Source organism: Gordonia sp. NPDC127522 (genome assembly GCF_042672305.1).
Lineage (GTDB): Bacteria > Actinomycetota > Actinomycetes > Mycobacteriales > Mycobacteriaceae > Gordonia > Gordonia hongkongensis.
Genome location: NZ_JBHXVK010000019.1, coordinates 42,394 through 61,323 on the forward strand (window position 1 = coordinate 42,394; position 18,930 = coordinate 61,323).

The following is an 18,930-nucleotide window of genomic DNA, read 5'->3' on the forward strand; positions in this document are numbered from 1 at the left end:
CTCCTTGCCGTATCGGATCGGTGAAAAGCGCTCAGTCCCAACTCAGTCCGCCGCGACGCCACTCGTAGGCGTACGCGACGGAGACGTTGACGATGAACAGGAGCATGGCCATGAGGCCGAACCACCCGAGTGAGTCGAAGGCGACCGCCCACGGGTAGAGGAACACGATCTCGATGTCGAAGATGATGAAGAGCATCGCGGTGAGGTAGTACTTGACCGGTACGCGCTGGATCGAGCCGGTTGCCACCGTGCCGCCGGCGGTGCGTCGCGTCGGGTAGAGCAGACTCTGTTCGACCGGCTCGATGCCGCACTCGTAGGGCTCGAGTTTGGCGCGGTTGTACCGTTTCGGACCGATCGCGATGCCGATGAAGACGCTGAAAACGGCAAACGCCACGCCGATTGCCCCGAGGACCATGATCGGGACGTAGGCGTTCAAAGCGCGGACCCCTCCTCGCTTGTGGCGACCGGAGTGCACCTGTTCGATGCGGCCGGCCCGGGTGTTCGTCCTATCCGTGCCGTCGGCCGATCTGGTCCGGCAGTACGAATGTGAGCTGCAACACAAGCCTAGTGTGAGTGTGTGGCGCGAGTCACTGTTTTCTAGAGTTCGGCGTTTCCGATCATGTCGACGAACGCACGCGGAAGAGTGATGGGGTCGACGGGCAGGACGGCCACGGCGTCGGCGCGGGACCAGTCCGCGAGCCACCGGTCGTCGGCACGCCCGAGAAGGACGAGCACCGGTGGACAGGGATCGAGTTCGTCTTTCATCTGCTTGGCCAGGCCCATGCCACCGGCCGGGGTGGCTTCCCCGTCGGCGATCACGGCGTCGACGACACCGGCGTCGAGCTGCGCGAACACCATTGGGGCGGTGGCGACCTCGATGAAGCTGACCGGTGGGATGCCCGGGTCGGGCCGGGTTCCGATCGCGCCGATGACCTGCGTGCGGGTCTGTGCGTCGTCGGAATAGACCAGCACCCGCAGGGCCCGCGCAGACTGGGAGTCGGTCACGGTTGGCATGCTACAACCCGGCACCCTCGCCGAGCCCTGGAACATGCGCGCGTCTGCACATCGGCGTCACGAGCGTGCGCCGCGCTCAGTGCTCGGTGGAGAACCCCGTGCGACGGCGGTGCACCTGAAGCGCGAACGTGACGAGCTGATCGATCAGGTCCGGGTAGGGTACGCCGGTCGCCTCCCACAGCTTGGGGTACATCGATCCCGGGGTGAACCCCGGGATGGTGTTGACCTCGTTGAGCAGCCAGCCGCGGCCGGACTCCTCGTAGAAGAAGTCGACGCGCGCCATGCCGGTGCAGCGCATCGCGGTGAACGTCGTCGCCGCGAGCTCGCGGACCTGGGCGGCCGCCGCGTCGGACACCGCAGCGGGGATGACCAGCTGGGCGGCGCCGGTGACGTACTTGTCCTCGTAGTCGTAGAACTCGCTCCCGGGTTTGATCTCGCCCGGCACCGAGGTCTCGGGCGCCGTGTCACCGAGGACGGCGACCTCGATCTCCCGCCCGGTGACGGCCTCCTCGATGATGACCACGTTGTCGTAGCGGAGCGCGAGATTCACCGCCGCGTCGAGTTCGGACTCGTCGTGCGCCTTGGTGATGCCCACCGACGAGCCGAGGTTCGCCGGCTTGACGAACACCGGGAGCCCCAGCGCGTCGATCGCGCGGGCGGTGATCGTCTCCGGGTCGTCGACACCGTCGCGGAACTCGACCCAGCGGCACTGCGGGATGCCTGCCTGCTCGGCGACGATCTTGGCCATCGCCTTGTCCATGCACACCGCGGACGACAACACACCCGCACCCACATACGGCAGCTTGAACAACTCGAGCATCCCCTGGATGGTGCCGTCCTCACCGTGCGGTCCATGGAGAAGGGGAAGGACGACCGTGATCGCCTCGTCCGCGTGACCACGCAGTTCGGTCAGCGGGTCGACGGCGGTTCCGGCGACCTCGAGGGTGTCGGGGAGTGGCGTGCCGTCGGCGATGGCGGCGATCGCCTTGTCGTTGCGCAACCACGTCCCGTCCTTGGCGATGCCGATGGGGACCAGGTCGTATTTGGCCCGGTCGGCCGCGGCCAGGACATGAGCCGCTGTGACCCGCGACACATCGTGCTCGGCGGAGACGCCACCGTAGAGAACCACCAGACGCAACAGCCGAGAAGACATGCCTGTCACGATACGGCCCCGCGCAATCAGGTTCTCGGCGTGTGCTGGGGACTCGGCTAGCGTGAGACCGTGCATTTCAGAGCAAGCGAGGTCGCGGAGGCCGTGGGCGGGGAGCTGCTGGGCCCCGACGTGCAGATCGACGGGGCGAGCATCGACTCGCGGAGTGTTCGGCCGGGCCAGCTGTTCGTGCCGATCGTCGCCGAGCGCGACGGCCACGATTTCATCGAGTCCGCACTCGACGGCGGGGCCACCGCCTACCTCACCTCGAGGGTCGACCCCGTCGGGGGGACCGCCATCCGCGTCGCCGACACCGCGCTCGCCCTCGCCGACCTCGGTCGAGCGGTCCGCGCCCGGGTCCCCGATCGCGTGGTGGGCATCACCGGCTCGGTGGGCAAGACCTCGACCAAGGATCTGCTCGCGGGCGTGCTGCGCACCACCTACCGCACCGCGGCGAGCGAGAAGTCGTTCAACAACGAGCTCGGGCTGCCGATCACCCTCGCCGCGGCCGCCGACGACGTGGAGGCGGTGGTCCTCGAGATGGGCGCCCGTGGCATCGGGCACATCGATCTGCTGTGCTCCATCGCGAAACCGACGGTCGGCGTGATCACCCGCGTCGAGGGCGTCCACCTGGAGCTGTTCGGTGACATCGAGTCCGTCGCGCGCGCGAAAGGTGAACTGGTGGAATCGCTCCCAGCCGACGGGATCGCGGTGCTCAATGCCGACCATCGGTACGTCGCGGCGATGGCGGATCGCACCTCGGCGCGTGTCCTGCGCTACGGGCTCTCGCCGGACGCCGACGTGTACGCGTCCGACATCGCCCTGGACGACGAGTTGCGCGCGACGTTCCGGCTGCACACACCGTGGGGTTCGACGGAGGTCCGGCTGGGCGCCCGCGGCGAGCACCAGGTCCCCAACGCGCTGGCCGCGGCGGCCGCCGCCGGCGGGCTCGGGGTGCCGGTCGAGTCGATGGCGGACGGGTTCCTCGCCGCCGAATTGTCCGGTTTACGAATGGAACTCACCACCTCGTCGCGAGGCGTCACGGTCCTCAACGATGCCTACAACGCCAACCCGACGTCGATGTCGGCTGCGCTGCGGTCGCTGGCGACCCTCCCCGCGTCGCGTCGGGTGGCGGTTCTCGGCACCATGGCCGAACTCGGCGCCGACTCGCCGGACCAGCACCGTGCAATCGCACTGGAGGCCAGAAACCTCGGGATCGAGGTCATCGCGGTCGCCGAGGCCGACTACGGTGACACCGCCCGGCACGTTTCCGACGTCGACGGCGTGTCGGCCGAACTCGGCGACCTCGACGACGGGACCGCAGTGCTGGTCAAGGGGAGTCGGGTCGCCGCGCTCGAGCGCGTGGCGCAGGCGCTGCTGGACTGAGGGGGGTTTCGACAAGCTCAACCGGCGGGGAAACCGGCGAGAGCTCAGTGGTGGAAGTGTGACCCGTCGCCCTCGCGTGGCATCGGGCTCTCCAGGCGATTGAGGAAGTCGACCTCGGTCCGGATGTCGGCGATGAGTGCACGGGCGAGGTCGTGGCTCAGCCCGGCGCGCACGACGATTCGCTGCACGGTCAGGTCGGCGAGGTCGTCGGCCATCGGGTATGCGGGAACCAGCCAGCCCTTCATGCGCAGGCGGTCGGACAGGTCGTAGAGGTTCCAGTTCTCGCTGTGCCCGGCCTTCAGTTTCCAGGCGAAGACCGGGATCGTGTCGCCCTTGCTGACCAGTTCGAGGCCGTCGATCTGGGCGATCTGTCCGGAAAGCCATTGCGCCACATCGAGAGAACCCTGCTGGACCTGGGTGAAGCCGTCGCGGCCGAGCCGCAGGAACACGTAGTACTGCAGCAGGACCTGTGCGCCGGGGCGGGAGAAGTTGAGTGCCAGGGTCGGCATGTCGCCGCCGAGGTAGGAGCAGTGGAACACCATGCTTTCGGGCAGTGCGTCGGTGTCGCGCCACACGATCCAGCCGACACCTGGATAGACCAGTCCGTACTTGTGGCCCGAGGTGTTGATCGAGACGACACGGTCGACACGGAAGTCCCATTCGAGGTCCGGCTGACAGAAGGGGGCGATCATCGCACCCGACGCGCCGTCGATGTGGATCTTGACGTCGAGTCCGGTGTCGGCCTGGATGTCGTCGAGCTTGGCCGCGATCGCGGTCACCGGCTCGTACATCCCGGTGTAGGTCTGTCCCATGATGGCGACGACCCCGATCGTGTTCTCGTCCACGTACTTCTCGAGTTCGTGACCGTCGAGGACGAGGTGGTCGGGGCTGATCGGTACCCATTTGGGCTCGACCTCGAAGTAGTTGCAGAACTTCTCCCAGCACACCTGGACCGCCGTCGACAGCACGATGTTGGGGTTCTCGGTGGACTTGCCCTCGGCGCGGCGCCGGGTCTGCCAGTGCCGTTTCAGCGCGAGCCCACCGAGCATGCAGGCCTCCGACGAGCCGATCGTCGAGGTGCCGATCGCGTTGTCGACGTCCGGGTTGTGCCACAGGTCGGCGAGGATGCGCCAGCACCGGTCCTCGATCGCGGCCGTCTGCGGGTACTCGTCCTTGTCGATCATGTTCTTGTCGAACGTCTCCGAGTACAACTTCTTCGCCTCGTCGTCCATCCACGTCGACACGAAGGTCGCGAGGTTGAGGCGGGCGTTCCCGTCGAGCATCGCCTCGTCGTGGACGATCTGATAAGCCGTGTCGGGCAACAACATCGAGTCGCCCAAGGCGAACTTGGGGAGGTCGGTGGCCTCGCCGTCGCGGTTGAAGACGGTGCGCAGGGTCATCGCATCGCCGATGTTGGTGGTGGCGCGGGCGCCACCGCTCTTGTTGTGGACGCCCGGGTCGGTGGTCATGGACACCGAACCTATCCGACCCGGACGACCGGCGGGTGGCGATCTTTCACCCTCGTCCCGCGTTTGCGTGGATCACCTCCCGCAGGTAGACGGCCAGGCCGGGGGCCTGTTCGTCGTAGTGTGCGGTGAACCGCGGGTCGGCGACGTACATGTCGGCGAGGCAGACCTGCATGTCGTGATCGCAGTCGTAGAAGCGCCCGATCTGTGCGCGGTGCTCCTCGGCGAGCGAGTTCGCCTCGGCGGTGCCAGGAGTCACCCCGCGACGCATCGCGTCCGCGAGCCGCCGTTCCAGGTCGTCGGTCTCGTCCTTGATGCGCTGCCAGTCCTCCTTGGAGAACTGCCCGGTCCGCTTCTGGCTCTGCTTCCAGGCGTCGGTGTTCCCCCAGCGTTCCTCGGCCTCGGCGGCGTACTCCTCGCCTGGCCATTGGTCGCCGAAGATCTCGGCCTGCTCGGCCGCCGACAGGGCGATGCCTTCCTTTTTTGCGTTCATCATCTCCTCCAGTGAGGCGACCATCCGGAGCAGGCGATCGATCCGTTCGGTCAGCAACTCGCGCTGCGTCTCGAGGTGACCCATGGGGTCCACGTCCGGATCGTCGAGCAGGGTCGCTATCTGCTCGAGGGAAAAGCCCAGCTCGCGGTAGGTGAGTACCTGGTGGAGTCGTTCGACGTCGGTGTCGTCGTAGACGCGGTACCCGGCCGGTGTCCGACCGGATGGCACCACCAGGCCGATCTGGTCGTAGTGATGCAGCGTGCGGATGCTGACGCCGACCATGCCGGCGACGACACCGACGGTCAGCTCCCGGGTGTCCACCTTCGAAGTGTGCTTTTCCTCGCTCACATCGACAACCCTGCTGCCTGACGTCGCGTGAGGGTCAAGCGAGCGGAGCGATCGTGGACGACCCATGCCGTCGGCGTCATAGAAACTTGACATGTGTATCAGATTGGAAACTAGGGTACGTGTGCACCGAGCTCGGGCCGTCTGCCCGGTAGTGTTGGTATCACCTGCAACACCAGTAACACGCGTACCACGATCTGGAGTCACCGTATGTCCGTGCCGTATGGCCGCAGCCCCCGCCGAGGCCTCGGCATCCGAGCCCTGCTGACCGCGGCGTCCACCGTAGTCGCTCTCCTCGTCGGACTCGTCACGGCCGGCGGAGCCCAGGCAGCGGACGGGTACCCATACGTGAATCTGGGTGACAGTTACAGCGCGGGCGCATCGGTGTTCCCCCAGGCGACGAGTGCGGCGACCTTCTGCTCGAACTCGGCGATCAACTACTCCAGCCTCGTTGCCAAACGACGCGGTACCGAGGTCGTCGATGTCAGTTGCGCGGGCGCGACGACCGAAGACCTGACCAAGTCGCAGTATCGGTGGCAGGGACCGCAGATCAGCGCGATCGGACCGGACACCCGCTTGATCACCCTCACGATCGGCGCGAACAACAACGGACTGTTCAGCCATTCGACCTCGGCCTGCCAGCAGGCATGGCTGTCCGCGCCGCTGTCGGCGACCCCATGTCGCGACGAGTTCGGTACCTCGCTGGTCGACAAGATCGAGTCCTCGACCTACCCCGACCTCGTGAACGCCTTGCGCCTCGTCGGCCGCGAAGCGCCGCGCGCACGCGTCGTCCTCGTCGGATATCCGCGGATCTTCCCGGCCACGGGTTCAGCGCTCTGCTCGGCGTCGTTGCTCACGACACCCGGGGACACCGCATACCTGCATCGTGTCTTCAAAGCCCTCAACGACGCCATGCGCCGCGCCGCCGCAGCCACCCGCGTGACCTTCGTCGACATGACCAAGGTCTCCGCGGGCCACGACGCCTGCGCGGGCGAACGGCGATGGGTCGAGCCGACGCTGGGTGCGGTCAGCTTGCCCGCGATGCACGCCAACGCGCGCGGCCAGAAGGCAATGGCTGACCAGGTCGTGGCCGCACTGCGCTGAGGGACCGTTGTGCGGGTTGCTCGCCGTGTGGAGGCACTGCCCCATGGGCGGTAGGGGGTACTCATGGGACTCATTCGGTCGTACACCAGGCTCAGCGACGATGAAATGCACGAAATCAGCACGATGGGTTCGGCCCGGGACATCGCCGACTTCGTCGGCAGCCTCCGTGAAGCCGACCCGACCATCTCCACCGACATCGACAAGGCGTATCAGGCACTCGAGCTGATGTTCGACCGATCGGCGATGCCGGTGAACCCGGTCCGAGGGCACGGAATGGTGCCCGGCAACATCGACTTCGGTGAAGGTATCCCGAACTACATGAGTCCCGAGTACGTGGTGGCCACCCGGGACATCCTCGCGCACATCACCTTCGACACGTTGCTCGATGACACCACCGCGGCAGAACTCGCTCGGCAGGAGGTGTGGCCGATGATGCGCCATTGGGACGATGGGGCTGTCGAATACCTGCGAGAAAAGTACGCGATCATGGCTGGTTTCGTCAGCCTGGCCGCCGATCTCGACAACCACGTGGTGCTGGAGCTCGTGTAGGACAGACGTGCCGGCCGCGGGTGGGTTCGTAGCCGGCTCGAACACTTTGGCCCGGCTGCCCGACTGACGCCCCAAAAGAAGAACTACGGCGCGAAGCCGATGACCGCAGTGCCCTTCTGGCAGGCCGCGAGGACGCCCTCGAGCTGAGACGGTGCGCAGGTCCAACCGGCCACCGACTGCTGCTGACCGGTGGTGATCTTCGGTCCGTACTGGGTGGCGATGGTCCGCGCCGAATCGCAGGACACGTCGCCGGCGAGGATCATGACACGCAACGCGCCGTCGGGGCCCGGGATGGTGCCGCAGGTGGTGTCGGAGTCGCCGGATGCGGTCGCACTCGACGTCGTCGTCGACACGGGTTTGCGACCGGGGACCACCGGCGGCGAGGTGGCGGGCTGTTCGGCGGACGGTGATCCCGACTCCGCGGCGACGGCCTGGGTGGTCGACGACGCGGTGGTCACGTCCTGTTCCGCGCCGCAGGCCAGAATCGTGGACATCGCCGCCGCGAGTCCCAGGGTTGCCGCCGCGACCCTGATCGGTCGGCGAGAGCGGCTCGTGGTGGGACCGGTGGGACGAGTTCTGCGCGACATGGTTCACCACGGTAGCGAATGCGGTGTCGTCGACCGCACCGGTGGCCGGTGCCGGCCGTCGGTTTGGGATGGGCGCGCCCGACCTGCGAAGATGCTGGACGTGAGCAGTACCGGAACCGAAGTCGCCGACCCTACCTACGCCGTCGGCACCACCCTCGCCGGCACCCGTGGGCGCACGGGGACGATCACCACACCGCACGGGCCGATCCACACCCCCGCGTTCGTCCCCGTCGGTACCAAGGCCACCGTGAAGACGGTCCTCCCGGAATCGGTCTCCGCCCTCGGCGCCCAGGCCGTGCTCGCCAACGCCTACCACCTGTATCTGCAGCCGGGGCCGGAGATCATCGACGCGGCCGGCGGGCTCGGCGCGTTCATGAACTGGCGGGGGCCCACGTACACCGACAGTGGCGGCTTCCAAGTGATGTCGCTGGGTGCGGGGTTCAAGAAGGTCATCTCGATGGAGGCCACCGGCACCCCCGACGACGACCTCACCGCCAACGGCAAAGAACGGCTCTCGCGGGTCGACGACGACGGGGTGACCTTCAAGTCGCACCTCGACGGTTCGGCGCATCGGTTCACGCCGGAGGTGTCGATGCAGATCCAACATCAGCTGGGCGCCGACATCATTTTCGCCTTCGACGAGCTGACCACCCTGATGAACACTCGCGAGTACCAGGTGAATTCGCTCGAGCGCACCCACTTGTGGGCGATCCGCTGTCTCGCCGAACACAATCGGTTGAGCGTCGAACGCGCACACCGGCCGCAACAGTCGCTCTGGGGTGTCATCCAGGGCGCCCAGTACGAGGATCTGCGGCGCAAGGCCGCTCGTGACCTCGTCGCCTTGAGCGAGGCGGACCGCGCTGCCGGCGGAAAGGGCTTCGGCGGGTACGGGATCGGCGGAGCACTCGAGAAGGACAACCTCGGCACGATCGTCGGCTGGGTCAACGACGAACTCCCGGAGGACTCCCCGAAACACCTCTTGGGGATCAGCGAACCCGACGACATCTTCACCGCCATCGAGAACGGAGTCGACACCTTCGACTGCGTGTCGCCGACCCGGGTCGCCCGCAACGGTGCGATCTACTCACTCGACGGCCGGTACAACGTCACGAATGCCAAGTATCGCAGTGACTTCCGGCCGCTCGACCCCGAGGTCGAGAACTACACGTCGCAGTACAGCCGGGCCTACCTCCACCACCTGTTCAAGGCGAAGGAAGGACTCGGTCCGACTCTCGCGACGCTGCACAACGTGTCCTTCATCGTCACGCTCGTCGACCGGGCCCGCCAGGCCATCGAGAACGGCACATACACCGAGTACCGGGACGAGTTCCTGCGGCGCTACTACGGAGGTCCCCGGTAGGCGTGACCATTGCTCAGAATGGCGGTGGGTTGGCGTCGTTCCAGCGCTTCTCGGCGCGTTGGTGGCGTCGGAAGTCGTTGTCGCGCTGCGTGTTGAGTCTGTCGCGGGCGGGGTGATCGGGTGACCGTCTGGGGAAGAGCTTGTTGAACAGGTCGCGTCCGCTGAAGGCGTTGCCGACGAACATGTGTCCGGTGGGTGTGGTGAACCACGCGGTCTGGAATTCGTCTTGGTGGTCCTGCCAGCTGGTGAAGGTCTTGATGCGGTGATGGAACCGGCACAGCGGTTTGAGGTTACGTGCATCGGTCGGGCCGCCGCGACGCGGGTCGGTGTGGTCGAAGGGTTCGGTGTGGTCGAGGTCGATCTGCCAGACCGGCGCGTTGCAGCCGGGGAAGGTGCAGCACAGTTCGCCGGCGCGCACCAGGGCCTGCAGCTTCTTCGACGGGGTGTACCGCGTTGTCGAATTGCCCGCGTCGGGAGGCGATACCGGTGGCGCGTCGGGGGTCGGTGCGGGCTGGATGTAGGTGCGGCGGGCTTCGGCGAGGAGTGTTCGCGCGGTGTCGGCGTCGATGATGCCGTGGCGGTCGAGGAAGGCAGGGTCGTCGTCGAGACCGATCAGGGTCGACAGGTTCACCACGATGTGAAAGGTCGCGCGCGGCGCCGGCGATGACGACGTCGACGCGTCCGGCTCGGCCGGGTCGTCGACAACGACGTCGGCTGACGGGTCGACGATGGTGTCCGCCTCCACCATCGCAGCAGTCGGTTCAGGCGGCTCGACGGTATCCACTGTCGTGGCGTCGGAGTCTGGTGCTGTGTCGGGTTCGGTTGCGGCAGGTCGGCAGTCGTCGCATAGGCACGTGATGGCGGCTTCACCGCGAGCGAGCGCTTTGAGGGCGTCGACTCGGCGATTGGCCAACATCCGCGGGTCACCGGCGTGGACGGCGGTGGCGATCGACGTCAGGCGTGCGTCGAACTCGGCGGCATCAGCGGCGGGCAGGGTTCCGGAGATCCGGGACTGCCCGGGGGTGAAGCGGTCGGGTGTGATGGTCACCTTGCGGTCGGACTTGACTCGCTCCTTTCGTCGGCGGATCGCGTCGGGTGCCCACTTGGCGACGATGGAATCGACCATGGCGGTGAACCGGGCCGTCGACATCGGTGCGCGGGCGAAGATCGCTTCGGCGAGATGGGCGTCGACGGTCTGCATCTCTTCGTCGTCGGTGATGAGGTCGGTGCGTTTGAGGGCGATGAGGAAGCGGCGTTTGTCGATTCGACCGCACGCGAGTGCGTGTCCGGTGAAGGAGAGTCGGTAGCGCAGTGCGTCGCCGGCTTCGATGAGGTCTTTCGCCTCGGCCGGTGTCACGGTGAGGGTGGCGCCGACTTCGGCGATGGCCTGTTCGAGGCCGTTGGGCCCGAACTGCTCGTAGGGGTTCTCGCCGGCGGCCACTCGTGCGGACAGGTGCTCGAAGGCTTCGATGGAGTCGAGTTCGCCGCTGTGCGTCTCGGCGCGCCGCTGTGCGTAGTCCATCTCGCGTTCGTCGTGAATGAGACTGGCCACGACCATCATTCGATGAGCGGACGCCGCCGCCAAGCCGGCGCAGTGATTCAAGACCTCGACGAGTTCAGAAGCGGAGAGTTCATGGTCGGGACGAAAGCGCGGCTCGACTGACTCCTGCGATGGGTCCACCGATGTGGATCCGGCCCCCGCCCCCGATGACATACCTCCACAATACTCGAATATATGTTCGAGTCAAGGGTTTGATCTCGGGATCTCCCGGGTTGTCTGGCAATCGAAGCACGCCGCACCGACAGGAGTGAAGCGTCGCCTCGGTGGCCTCGACGGGCGCGGCGTCCTCGCTTCGCTCGGTCGACGCTGCTCGACCAGCGGGACTCTGCGGCGCTGCTCGACCAGCGGGACTCTGCGGCGCTGCTCGACAAGCGGGACTCTGCGGCGCTGCTCGACAAGCGGGACACTGCTCCTCTGCTCGACCAGCAGAGAGCGGCGGCGCACCACAACGAGCGACGGCCGACAGGCGTCAGCGCGAGTCCTCGGCAACCATCCGTTCGCGGATACCGCCGGCGACCCCGGTGCTGTTCGGGTTGGGGTCGTGGATCGCACCCGCGTGCGGCTCGACCGGTGTTCCCTTCTCGGTCTCGGACTTCGCAGTCGCCGCCGAGAACCGCTCGGTGATCCCGGGCATGAGGTGATGAGAAGCGTTGGCGGCCTTGGCCTTGTAGCCGACTGGCTGGTCCAGCTTCGGGTTCGTGCAGGCTGCCACGATCGCGTCGACCACGATCTGCGGATCGTCCATCGCGGACATCCGCGGTTCGTGTCCGGTGTAGTTGGCGGCGTGGACCCACCACGGTGTGTCCACGGCCCACGGCATGATGGTGCCGACCTTGATGGCGTCGTCGCCGGCCATGCGCAGCTCTTCGCTGATCGAGTGCCCGAGGCTCCGAACCGCCGCCTTCGTTGCGGCGTAAGTGTTCTGGAGTGCGATGGGTACCTCGCTGTCGACCGAGCCCACGTTGATGAGTGTTCCGCGACCCTGCGACCGGAAGACGCGCAGCGCCGCATGCGCGCCGTAGATCAGGCCCTTCAGGTTCACGTCGACGAGGCGAGCGTGGTCCTCGATCGGGATGTCCCAGAAGTACCCGACCGCGCCGACGCCGACGTTGTTCACCCACACGTCGATCGACCCGAACCGTTCGAGCGCGGCGGACGCGAGATGGGCGACGGCACGCGGATCGCTGACATCGGTGGGCACCGCCAGCGCCGATCCGCCCTTGCCGGTGATCTCTGCGACGACCTCGTCGAGCACCGCGGTTCGACGCGCCGCGACCACCACGTTCGCGCCCAGTTCTCCCAGTCGCACCGCGGCACCGCGTCCGAATCCGCTCGACGCGCCGGCGATGACGACGGTGGAGCCGCTGATTTCCTTGTTGTCTGTCATGGTGATCGCCTACCCGAGGCGGGGTTCACCAAACCGACTCGGAATGCGCTCAGCCCGCGGCGCGGGCCTGCCGGAAGGACTCGATAGCGGCGAGATCGTACGAGTTCGCCCCGGTCCCGATGCCCTGGGCGACGTGCGCGGCCACCGCGCAACCGAGTTCGGCGGAGTCGGCGAGACCGAGCCCGCGCAGTCGGCCGGTCAAGAACCCGGCGGAGAACGAGTCGCCGCAACCGGTGGTGTCCACGACGTCCACCTCGAACGCCGGCACCGCGACCACATCGTCGCCGGTCACGACCAGCGCGCCGTCGGCGCCGCGGGTGAGCGCGACGCAACCGACACCGCGGTCCAGGAGCGCCCGTGCGCCGTCGGTGAGGTCGTCGGTTCCGGTCAGTCCCCGGATCTGGTCGTCGTTGGGCAGCAGGTAGTCGAGGTGGGGAAGTGCGTCGGCTATCCACTCGAGAAGGCCGGGGTCGCCACCCGACAGCAGATCGGCCGACGTCGTGATCCCGCGGTCGCGCGCCCGGCCGAGGAGCTCTGCGGCGACGGCGCCGCCGAGGAACTCCGGGCCACCGAGGTGCAGGTGGTCGAGCCCGGTCAGCGCGTCTGCACCCAGGTCGTCGAGCGTGAACTGCGCGTTCGCCCCGATGCAGTGCCACGCGGGACGGTCCCCGTTGGGTCGGACGGGTATGACCGATGACGACGTCTGGACCCCCGGCTTCGGAACCAGGCCGCCGGTGTCGACGCCTTCGGCGTCCAGCAGTGCGGTCAGCGAACGCCCGATCGAGTCGTCGCCGATGGCTCCGTGGGTCCGGACTTTGGCGCCCAGCCGGCCGAGGACGAGCGCGGTTCCGCCGGCGGTGCCGGCGGCGGAGAAACCGATGGACTGGACGAGCGCGCCGTCGGACCCCGCCGGGATGGACTCGATCCCGACGACGTGGATGTCCAGCACATGGACGCCCACGGTTGCGATCGTCGGCGGTTCGAGCAGCGGTGCGGGTGTCACGTCCGGTTCTCCTTGGGTGTCCCGTAGTCCAGCCGGATCGCCTGGGCGACGGTGGACTGCTGTTGGTCCTCGGTGAGTTCGCGAGGCCGGCCCATGCTGATGGTCCGGTGATAGAGGGTCGCGAGCCACTCCAGCAGCAGGGCGTTCTCCACCGCGTGGGCCAGGCTGGAGCCGCGTGCCACCGAACCGTGGTTCGCCATCAGCGCTACCTGGGTGTCGACCAGCGCGTCGGCGACGATCCCGGCGAGCTCCGGGCTCCCGAATGTGGCGTACGGCGCGACCGGGATGGCACCGCCGAGGCCGAGTTGCTGGTAGTGCAGCACCGGCAACGAGGTCAGTCCGCTGACACAGGCGACCGCGGTCCCGAAGGGTGCGTGTGTGTGGACGACCGCCTGTGTGCCGGTTCCCTCGTAGACGCGAAGGTGCAGGTCCAGCTCGGACGACGGCACGATCGCCCCGTCGACGACGTCGCCGGCAAGGGACACCACCGTCACGTCGGTCGCGGCGCAGTTCGCGAGTACTACCCCGGTTCCGGTGATCGCGACGTGATCGCCCGTACGCGCCGACACGTTGCCGGAGGTGCCGATCAGCAGACCTTCGGCCGCCAGCCGTCGAGCGGCTGCGGCGACCTCGTCGCGTATCGACGGGGCGCTCATCGGCCGAATGTGTCGATTCGCACTCCGCGGACGAGGATCGCCGGGCATGTCGCGGAACTCGGAGCGCATTCGGTACGTTGGGACCACATACCGGACATTTACGCACATGCCTTTGCTCCCGGCACCCGGTATGAAACACCCGAGCACCAGCGAGAGAGACGATGAGACGCGGAAAGCGCCGAAAACGCCGACGACACCAGTCGGCCCCCTGTTGTGAATTGAATGACCCGGGTGTTCCGCCCGGCCCCGGCACCGGGACGGTCTCATGCTGACCCTCCTCGGAATCGGACTCGGAATCCTGGTGGTCTTCCTGATCACCGCCCTCACCGGATACTTCGTGGCCCAGGAATTCGGCTACATGGCGGTCGACCGGTCCCGCCTCAAAGCCCGTGCCGAAGCCGGTGACGCCGCCGCGAAACGCGCGCTCGCGGTCACCCGCCGCACGTCCTTCATGCTCTCCGGCGCCCAGTTGGGCATCACCGTCACCGGCCTTCTCGTCGGCTACGTGGCCGAACCCCTGATCGGTTCCGGCGTCGGCGAGCTGCTCGGCGGCGTGGGCATCCCGGTGGGCGTCGGTGTCGCGATCGGCACCGTCATCGCGATCATCTTCTCCACCGTCGTGCAGATGGTCTTCGGTGAGCTGTTCCCCAAGAACCTCGCGATCGCCCGGCCTGAGCCGGTCGCACGGTGGCTCGCCCGTTCGACGACGATCTACCTGGCAGTGTTCGGTTGGCTCATCGCATTGTTCGACAAGTCGTCGAACCTGCTGCTGCGAGCGCTGCGCATCGAGCCCGTGCACGACGTCGAGCATTCGGCGTCGGTGCGCGACCTCGAGCACATCGTCGCCGAGTCCCGCGATGCGGGTGACCTGCCCGACGAGCTGTCCGTCCTGCTCGACCGTGTGCTCGAATTCCCCACGCGCACCGCAGAACACGCGATGATCCCGCGACCGAACACCGATCATGTCGACGCCGATCTGGCGGCGGGTGAGGTGCTGACACTGATGAGCACCGGCCACACGCGGTACCCCGTGCTGGCCGGCGGTGACGACGAGGTACGCGGCGTGATCCACCTCCAGGACCTCCTGGAGTGGAGCTACGCGCTGAAAAAGCAACCGCCGCAGGCCGATTCGTCGGCCACCGCGGTCGACCTGTGTCGTCCCGCGGTGGTGGTGCCCTCGACGCTCCCGCTGCCCGAGGTGTTGGAGACCCTCGCGGACGCACATGACGAGATGGCGGTGGTCATCGACGAATACGGCGGCTTCGCCGGAGTTGTGACCGCCGAGGACATCGCCGAGGAACTGGTCGGCGAGATCGACGACGAACACGACTCCGAGGCGACCGTCGCGATCGAGGAGAGCCCCGAGGGATGGCGCGTGCGGGGTGACGCACACGTCGACGAGGTCTCCCGGACCGTCGGCTGGGATCTTCCCGAAGGCGACTACGAGACGATGGCCGGATTGGTGATCGCCGAGTTCGTCGGACTCCCGGAGGTCGGGGACACGGTGACGATCGAGATCGATCCCGATCCGTCGACCCTGCTCGAAGACGACGAGGCGCCACCCCGCACCGTGCGGGCCACGGTGCTCGAAGTCGACAAGCGCGTCCCCGCTCTGCTGTCGATGAGCGTGGCACACAACGAGAACGACCCGGGCGAGAAGAGTCCGGACGACAAGCATCGGGGCGAGATGAAGAACCCGGCCGAGAACGGAGAGGAGAGCGACAATGGATAACCCGTGGGTCGTCGCGGCCGTCACCGTGGCCCTGATCGCGTCCAGCGCCTTCTTCGTCGCGGTCGAGTTCGCCCTGATCGCCGCGCGTCGGCACCGGCTCGAAGACGCGGCCGCGACCAGCGGCAGCGCCCGCGCAGCACTGCGCAGCGCATCGGAACTGTCGGTGTTGCTCGCCGGGTCGCAGCTCGGCATCACGGTGTGCACGCTGGCACTGGGTTCGGTCACGAAACCCGCTGTGCACTACTGGCTCACGCCGCTGTTCGCCGGGTGGGGTCTGCCGTACTGGTCGGCCGACGTTATCGGCTTCGTCCTCGCCCTCGTCATCGTGACGTTCCTGCACCTCGTCGTCGGTGAGATGGCGCCGAAGTCGTGGGCCATCGCCCACCCCGAGAAGTCGGCGATCATGCTCGCGATCCCGATGCGCGCCTTCATGTGGGTGACCCGTCCGTTCATCGTCCAGCTCAACCACCTCGCCAACTGGTGCCTCAAGCGCGTCGGCGTCGAGCCGGTGGACCAGGTCGCGACCGGGCAGGACAGCGACGCCCTCCGCCACCTGGTGGAGCACTCGGCCACCGTGGGCACACTCGACGAGAGGTATCACGCCCACCTGACGAGTGCCCTGGAACTGGAGTCGTTGACCGTCGGCGACGTCGTGACCCCCAACGACCATCTGGCCGTCGTCGGTCCGGCCGCGGACGCCGATCAGATCCAGACGGCCGGCCGGACCTCGGGCCACCTGCGGCTGCTAGTGCGCGACGATGCGTCCGGGGCGCCGGTCCGCGGTGTCGTGCATGTGCGCGACAGCCTGACCGCGTCGCCCGGCACCACGGCGGCCGATCTCATGCGCCCGGTCCTGAGCGTCGAGTCGGCGCAGCCGGTGTACGAGACGCTCACCGCGATGCGGGAACAGCGCGCCCACCTCGCGCTCGTCACCGATGGGGGCCGCGCGGTCGGACTCATCACCATCAACGACGTGCTCCAGCGGTTGCTGGCGACCACGGCGTAGGAGGCGGTCGGGGGCGCCGGGGTGGGCCGCTAGGTCCACTCGTCGGCCGTCAGGAACCACGGTTCGGCCGGCAGCGCGGCGGGGTCGAACCGCTTCGCCAGTTGCTCCGCGCGCACGGGCTCGTCCCGGCCGCCGAGCCCCAGTGAATGGGCGATGCGGGACAACACGGTCGACGTCTCCACCCCCGCGGCGGCGAGGTCGGCCAGGGTCACCGCCCCGTCCCGCTTGCTGAGCCGGATTCCGTTGGCGTTGAGCACCATCGGGACATGCGCGTATACCGGTGGGGTGGACCCCAGCAGCGTCGCCAGGTAGGCCTGCCGGGGCGCCGACGACAACAGATCGTCCCCGCGGACGACCTGGTCGACGCCCTGCGCGGCATCGTCGACGACGACGGCCAGGTTGTAGGCCGGGGTGCCGTCGTTGCGCAGGAGCACGAAGTCGTCGACCGCGCCCATGTAGGGGCCGTGCAGCAGGTCGTCGACGCCGTACTCCCGGACGTCGGCCCGCAGCCGGATCGCGGGTGGCCGGGTGGCACGGCGTTCGTCGCGCTCGGCGGCGGTGAGGTCGCGGCACGTGCCGGGGTAGGCGCCTTGTGGCGCATGGGGTGCGGACGGCGCGTCGAGGATCTCCCGGCGGGTGCAGAAACACTCGAAGGTGCGGCCGGCGTCGCGCAGGTCGTCGAGGACGGCACGATATGCGTCGAGTCGGTCCATCTGGTGGACGACGGGTGGATCCCAATCGAGGCCCAGGGCCGCTAGGTCGGACAACTGCCGGGAATCCGCGCCCTCGACGGCTCGGTCGAGATCCTCCATCCGGATCAGGAATTGCCGGCCGGTGGTCCGCGCGAAGAGCCAGGCGAGCACGGCGGTCCGCAGATTGCCGACGTGGAGGTCCCCGGAGGGGGAGGGCGCGTACCGGCCCGCTCGCTGCGTCGACACCGCGTCGAGATTACCGGTCCGCGATGAGAATCCGTGCCGCGGCCGGTCTGCCCGTAGTGGCCCGGACGACGACACGCCGGGTACGCGGCGGCGCGTAGGCGTTGCGGTCCCGTCGACGAGTGAGGAACGATGAGTTTCATGGATCTCCCGGTCATGCCGCCTGTTGCGCCGATGCTGGCCAAGGCGGTGACCAGCGTGCCGCCGCAGCCCGACGGGTCGGTGTCGTGGTCGTATGAACCCAAGTGGGATGGTTTTCGCGCGTTGGTCTTCCGCGACGGCGACGAGGTGACGATCGGATCGCGAGGCGGCAAGGACCTGGCCCGGTACTTCCCCGAGATCGTCGCGGCGGTGAAGGACGAACTGCCCGACAAGGTGGTCCTCGACGGTGAGATCGGGGTGCCGGCACTGATCGGCGACACGCACCGGCTCGACTGGGATTCGCTCGCGCAGCGCATCCATCCGGCGGAATCGCGCGTCACCATGCTCGCGGAGAAGACACCGGCGATCTTCGTCGGATTCGACGCGCTGGCGCTGGAGTCGACGAGCGTGATGGGCGAACCCTTCGAGGTGCGCCGGGAAGCGCTGCTGCGGGCCGTCGGTCCGGGCGGGCGGGACCGTCGCGTGCATGCCAGCCGGGTGACGAGCGACCCCGCGGTCGCCGAGGACTGGTTCTCCGCCTTCGAAGGTGCCGGGCTCGACGGTGTCGTCGCCAAGCGACTCGACGGCGTGTACGTCGAGAACAAGCGGGAGATGCTGAAGATCAAACACAAACGGACCGCGGACTGTGTGATCTTCGGGTATCGAATCCACAAGTCGGGCACCGGGATCGGGTCCATGCTGCTCGGCCTGTACGGCGATGACGGCGAATTGCGGATGGTCGGCGGGGCCGGGGCCTTCTCCGACGCCAAACGGATCGAGTTGCAGCAGATGTTCGAGCCGATGCGGCTGGACCCGGAGAAGGCGTCGCCGGGCGAGCCGACGCGGTGGCGTTCGGAGAAATCGGGGGAGTGGATCCCGATCCGTCCGGAGCTGGTCGCGGAGTTCGCCTATGACCAGATGGAGAACCATCGCTTCCGGCACACGGTGAAATTCCTTCGCTGGCGGCCCGATCGAGAACCGGAGAGCTGTGGCTACGACCAGCTCGACGTCCCGCTGACCTACGATCTCCACGACGTCCTCGAAGGAGAATGACC

General features: G+C 67.6%; 18 protein-coding genes. 7 read left to right on the forward strand and 11 right to left on the reverse strand.

Annotated features, from left to right (window positions below; all coding sequences use genetic code 11):
• Positions 1-31: 31 nt before the first annotated feature.
• The 3 genes from ACFVHY_RS21170 to ACFVHY_RS21180 all read right to left on the reverse strand — a co-directional run bounded on the left by ACFVHY_RS21170 (position 32) and on the right by ACFVHY_RS21180 (position 2,167).
• Positions 32-436, reverse strand: a complete 405-nt coding sequence (locus ACFVHY_RS21170) for an NADH-quinone oxidoreductase subunit A (RefSeq protein WP_004021559.1) — start codon at positions 434-436, stop codon at positions 32-34.
• 161 nt (positions 437-597) lie between these two features.
• Positions 598-1,005, reverse strand: a complete 408-nt coding sequence (locus ACFVHY_RS21175) for a hypothetical protein (protein ID WP_390275277.1) — start codon at positions 1,003-1,005, stop codon at positions 598-600.
• Positions 1,006-1,090: 85 nt separating this feature from the next.
• Positions 1,091-2,167 carry a D-alanine--D-alanine ligase family protein gene (locus ACFVHY_RS21180; RefSeq protein ID WP_390275278.1) on the reverse strand — a complete coding sequence of 359 codons (1,077 nt, stop codon included), beginning with the start codon at positions 2,165-2,167 and terminating at the stop codon, positions 1,091-1,093.
• Positions 2,168-2,236: 69 nt separating this feature from the next.
• Here ACFVHY_RS21180 and murF point away from each other — a divergent pair, with 69 nt between their 5' ends.
• Complete coding sequence (gene murF, locus ACFVHY_RS21185) at positions 2,237-3,550, forward strand: UDP-N-acetylmuramoyl-tripeptide--D-alanyl-D-alanine ligase (RefSeq protein WP_390275280.1); 1,314 nt, start codon at positions 2,237-2,239, stop codon at positions 3,548-3,550.
• A 44-nt stretch (positions 3,551-3,594) separates the two neighbouring features.
• Here murF and ACFVHY_RS21190 read toward each other — a convergent pair whose 3' ends face one another.
• Together ACFVHY_RS21190 and ACFVHY_RS21195 are read right to left on the reverse strand one after the other, a co-directional pair.
• The gene (locus tag ACFVHY_RS21190) at positions 3,595-5,019 is read right to left on the reverse strand and encodes a glutamate decarboxylase (protein WP_390275282.1); all 1,425 of its coding nucleotides are present in this window, start codon (positions 5,017-5,019) and stop codon (positions 3,595-3,597) included.
• Positions 5,020-5,065: 46 nt separating this feature from the next.
• Positions 5,066-5,830 (reverse strand): MerR family transcriptional regulator, encoded by a 765-nt coding sequence (locus tag ACFVHY_RS21195; RefSeq protein ID WP_374611600.1) that lies wholly within the window; start codon positions 5,828-5,830, stop codon positions 5,066-5,068.
• A gap of 234 nt (positions 5,831-6,064) precedes the next feature.
• On the opposite strand from ACFVHY_RS21195, the gene ACFVHY_RS21200 reads away from it, so the two are divergent.
• A complete protein-coding gene (locus ACFVHY_RS21200; RefSeq protein ID WP_390275284.1) occupies positions 6,065-6,958 on the forward strand; it encodes an SGNH/GDSL hydrolase family protein in 894 nt (297 codons plus the stop codon).
• 63 nt (positions 6,959-7,021) lie between these two features.
• The gene (locus ACFVHY_RS21205; RefSeq protein ID WP_390275286.1) at positions 7,022-7,507 is read left to right on the forward strand and encodes a DUF1877 family protein; all 486 of its coding nucleotides are present in this window, start codon (positions 7,022-7,024) and stop codon (positions 7,505-7,507) included.
• An 83-nt stretch (positions 7,508-7,590) separates the two neighbouring features.
• Here the strand turns inward: ACFVHY_RS21205 and ACFVHY_RS21210 are convergent, their stop codons facing one another.
• Positions 7,591-8,094, reverse strand: coding sequence for a hypothetical protein (locus tag ACFVHY_RS21210; RefSeq protein ID WP_390275288.1), 504 nt, complete (start codon positions 8,092-8,094; stop codon positions 7,591-7,593).
• A 91-nt stretch (positions 8,095-8,185) separates the two neighbouring features.
• Here ACFVHY_RS21210 and tgt point away from each other — a divergent pair, with 91 nt between their 5' ends.
• Positions 8,186-9,454, forward strand: a complete 1,269-nt coding sequence (gene tgt, locus ACFVHY_RS21215; RefSeq protein WP_390275289.1) for a tRNA guanosine(34) transglycosylase Tgt — start codon at positions 8,186-8,188, stop codon at positions 9,452-9,454.
• A gap of 13 nt (positions 9,455-9,467) precedes the next feature.
• On the opposite strand, the gene ACFVHY_RS21220 is transcribed toward tgt, so the two are convergent.
• The 4 genes from ACFVHY_RS21220 to ACFVHY_RS21235 form a co-directional block, all read right to left on the reverse strand.
• On the reverse strand, positions 9,468-11,168 hold the full coding sequence (locus ACFVHY_RS21220; RefSeq protein ID WP_390275290.1) for a DUF222 domain-containing protein: 1,701 nt from the start codon (positions 11,166-11,168) through the stop codon (positions 9,468-9,470).
• A gap of 316 nt (positions 11,169-11,484) precedes the next feature.
• A complete protein-coding gene (locus ACFVHY_RS21225) occupies positions 11,485-12,402 on the reverse strand; it encodes an SDR family NAD(P)-dependent oxidoreductase (protein ID WP_390275292.1) in 918 nt (305 codons plus the stop codon).
• Positions 12,403-12,451: 49 nt separating this feature from the next.
• Positions 12,452-13,405: a carbohydrate kinase family protein gene (locus ACFVHY_RS21230; RefSeq protein WP_390275293.1), complete on the reverse strand. Its 954-nt coding sequence runs from the start codon at positions 13,403-13,405 to the stop codon at positions 12,452-12,454.
• A complete protein-coding gene (locus tag ACFVHY_RS21235; protein WP_390275295.1) occupies positions 13,402-14,061 on the reverse strand; it encodes a class II aldolase/adducin family protein in 660 nt (219 codons plus the stop codon). The genes ACFVHY_RS21230 and ACFVHY_RS21235 overlap by 4 nt, the downstream gene beginning before the upstream one ends.
• Before the next feature lie 265 nt (positions 14,062-14,326).
• Here ACFVHY_RS21235 and ACFVHY_RS21240 point away from each other — a divergent pair, with 265 nt between their 5' ends.
• Together ACFVHY_RS21240 and ACFVHY_RS21245 are read left to right on the forward strand one after the other, a co-directional pair.
• Positions 14,327-15,793, forward strand: a complete 1,467-nt coding sequence (locus ACFVHY_RS21240; protein WP_390275297.1) for a hemolysin family protein — start codon at positions 14,327-14,329, stop codon at positions 15,791-15,793.
• Entirely contained in the window at positions 15,786-16,799 is a 1,014-nt protein-coding gene (locus ACFVHY_RS21245) for a hemolysin family protein (RefSeq protein ID WP_390275298.1), read from the forward strand. The genes ACFVHY_RS21240 and ACFVHY_RS21245 overlap by 8 nt, the downstream gene beginning before the upstream one ends.
• Positions 16,800-16,828: 29 nt before the next feature.
• On the opposite strand, the gene gluQRS is transcribed toward ACFVHY_RS21245, so the two are convergent.
• Entirely contained in the window at positions 16,829-17,737 is a 909-nt protein-coding gene (gluQRS, locus tag ACFVHY_RS21250) for a tRNA glutamyl-Q(34) synthetase GluQRS (protein ID WP_390275299.1), read from the reverse strand.
• A 138-nt stretch (positions 17,738-17,875) separates the two neighbouring features.
• Between gluQRS and ACFVHY_RS21255 the strand changes: the two genes are divergently transcribed.
• Entirely contained in the window at positions 17,876-18,928 is a 1,053-nt protein-coding gene (locus ACFVHY_RS21255; protein WP_390275328.1) for an ATP-dependent DNA ligase, read from the forward strand.
• Positions 18,929-18,930 lie beyond the last annotated feature (2 nt).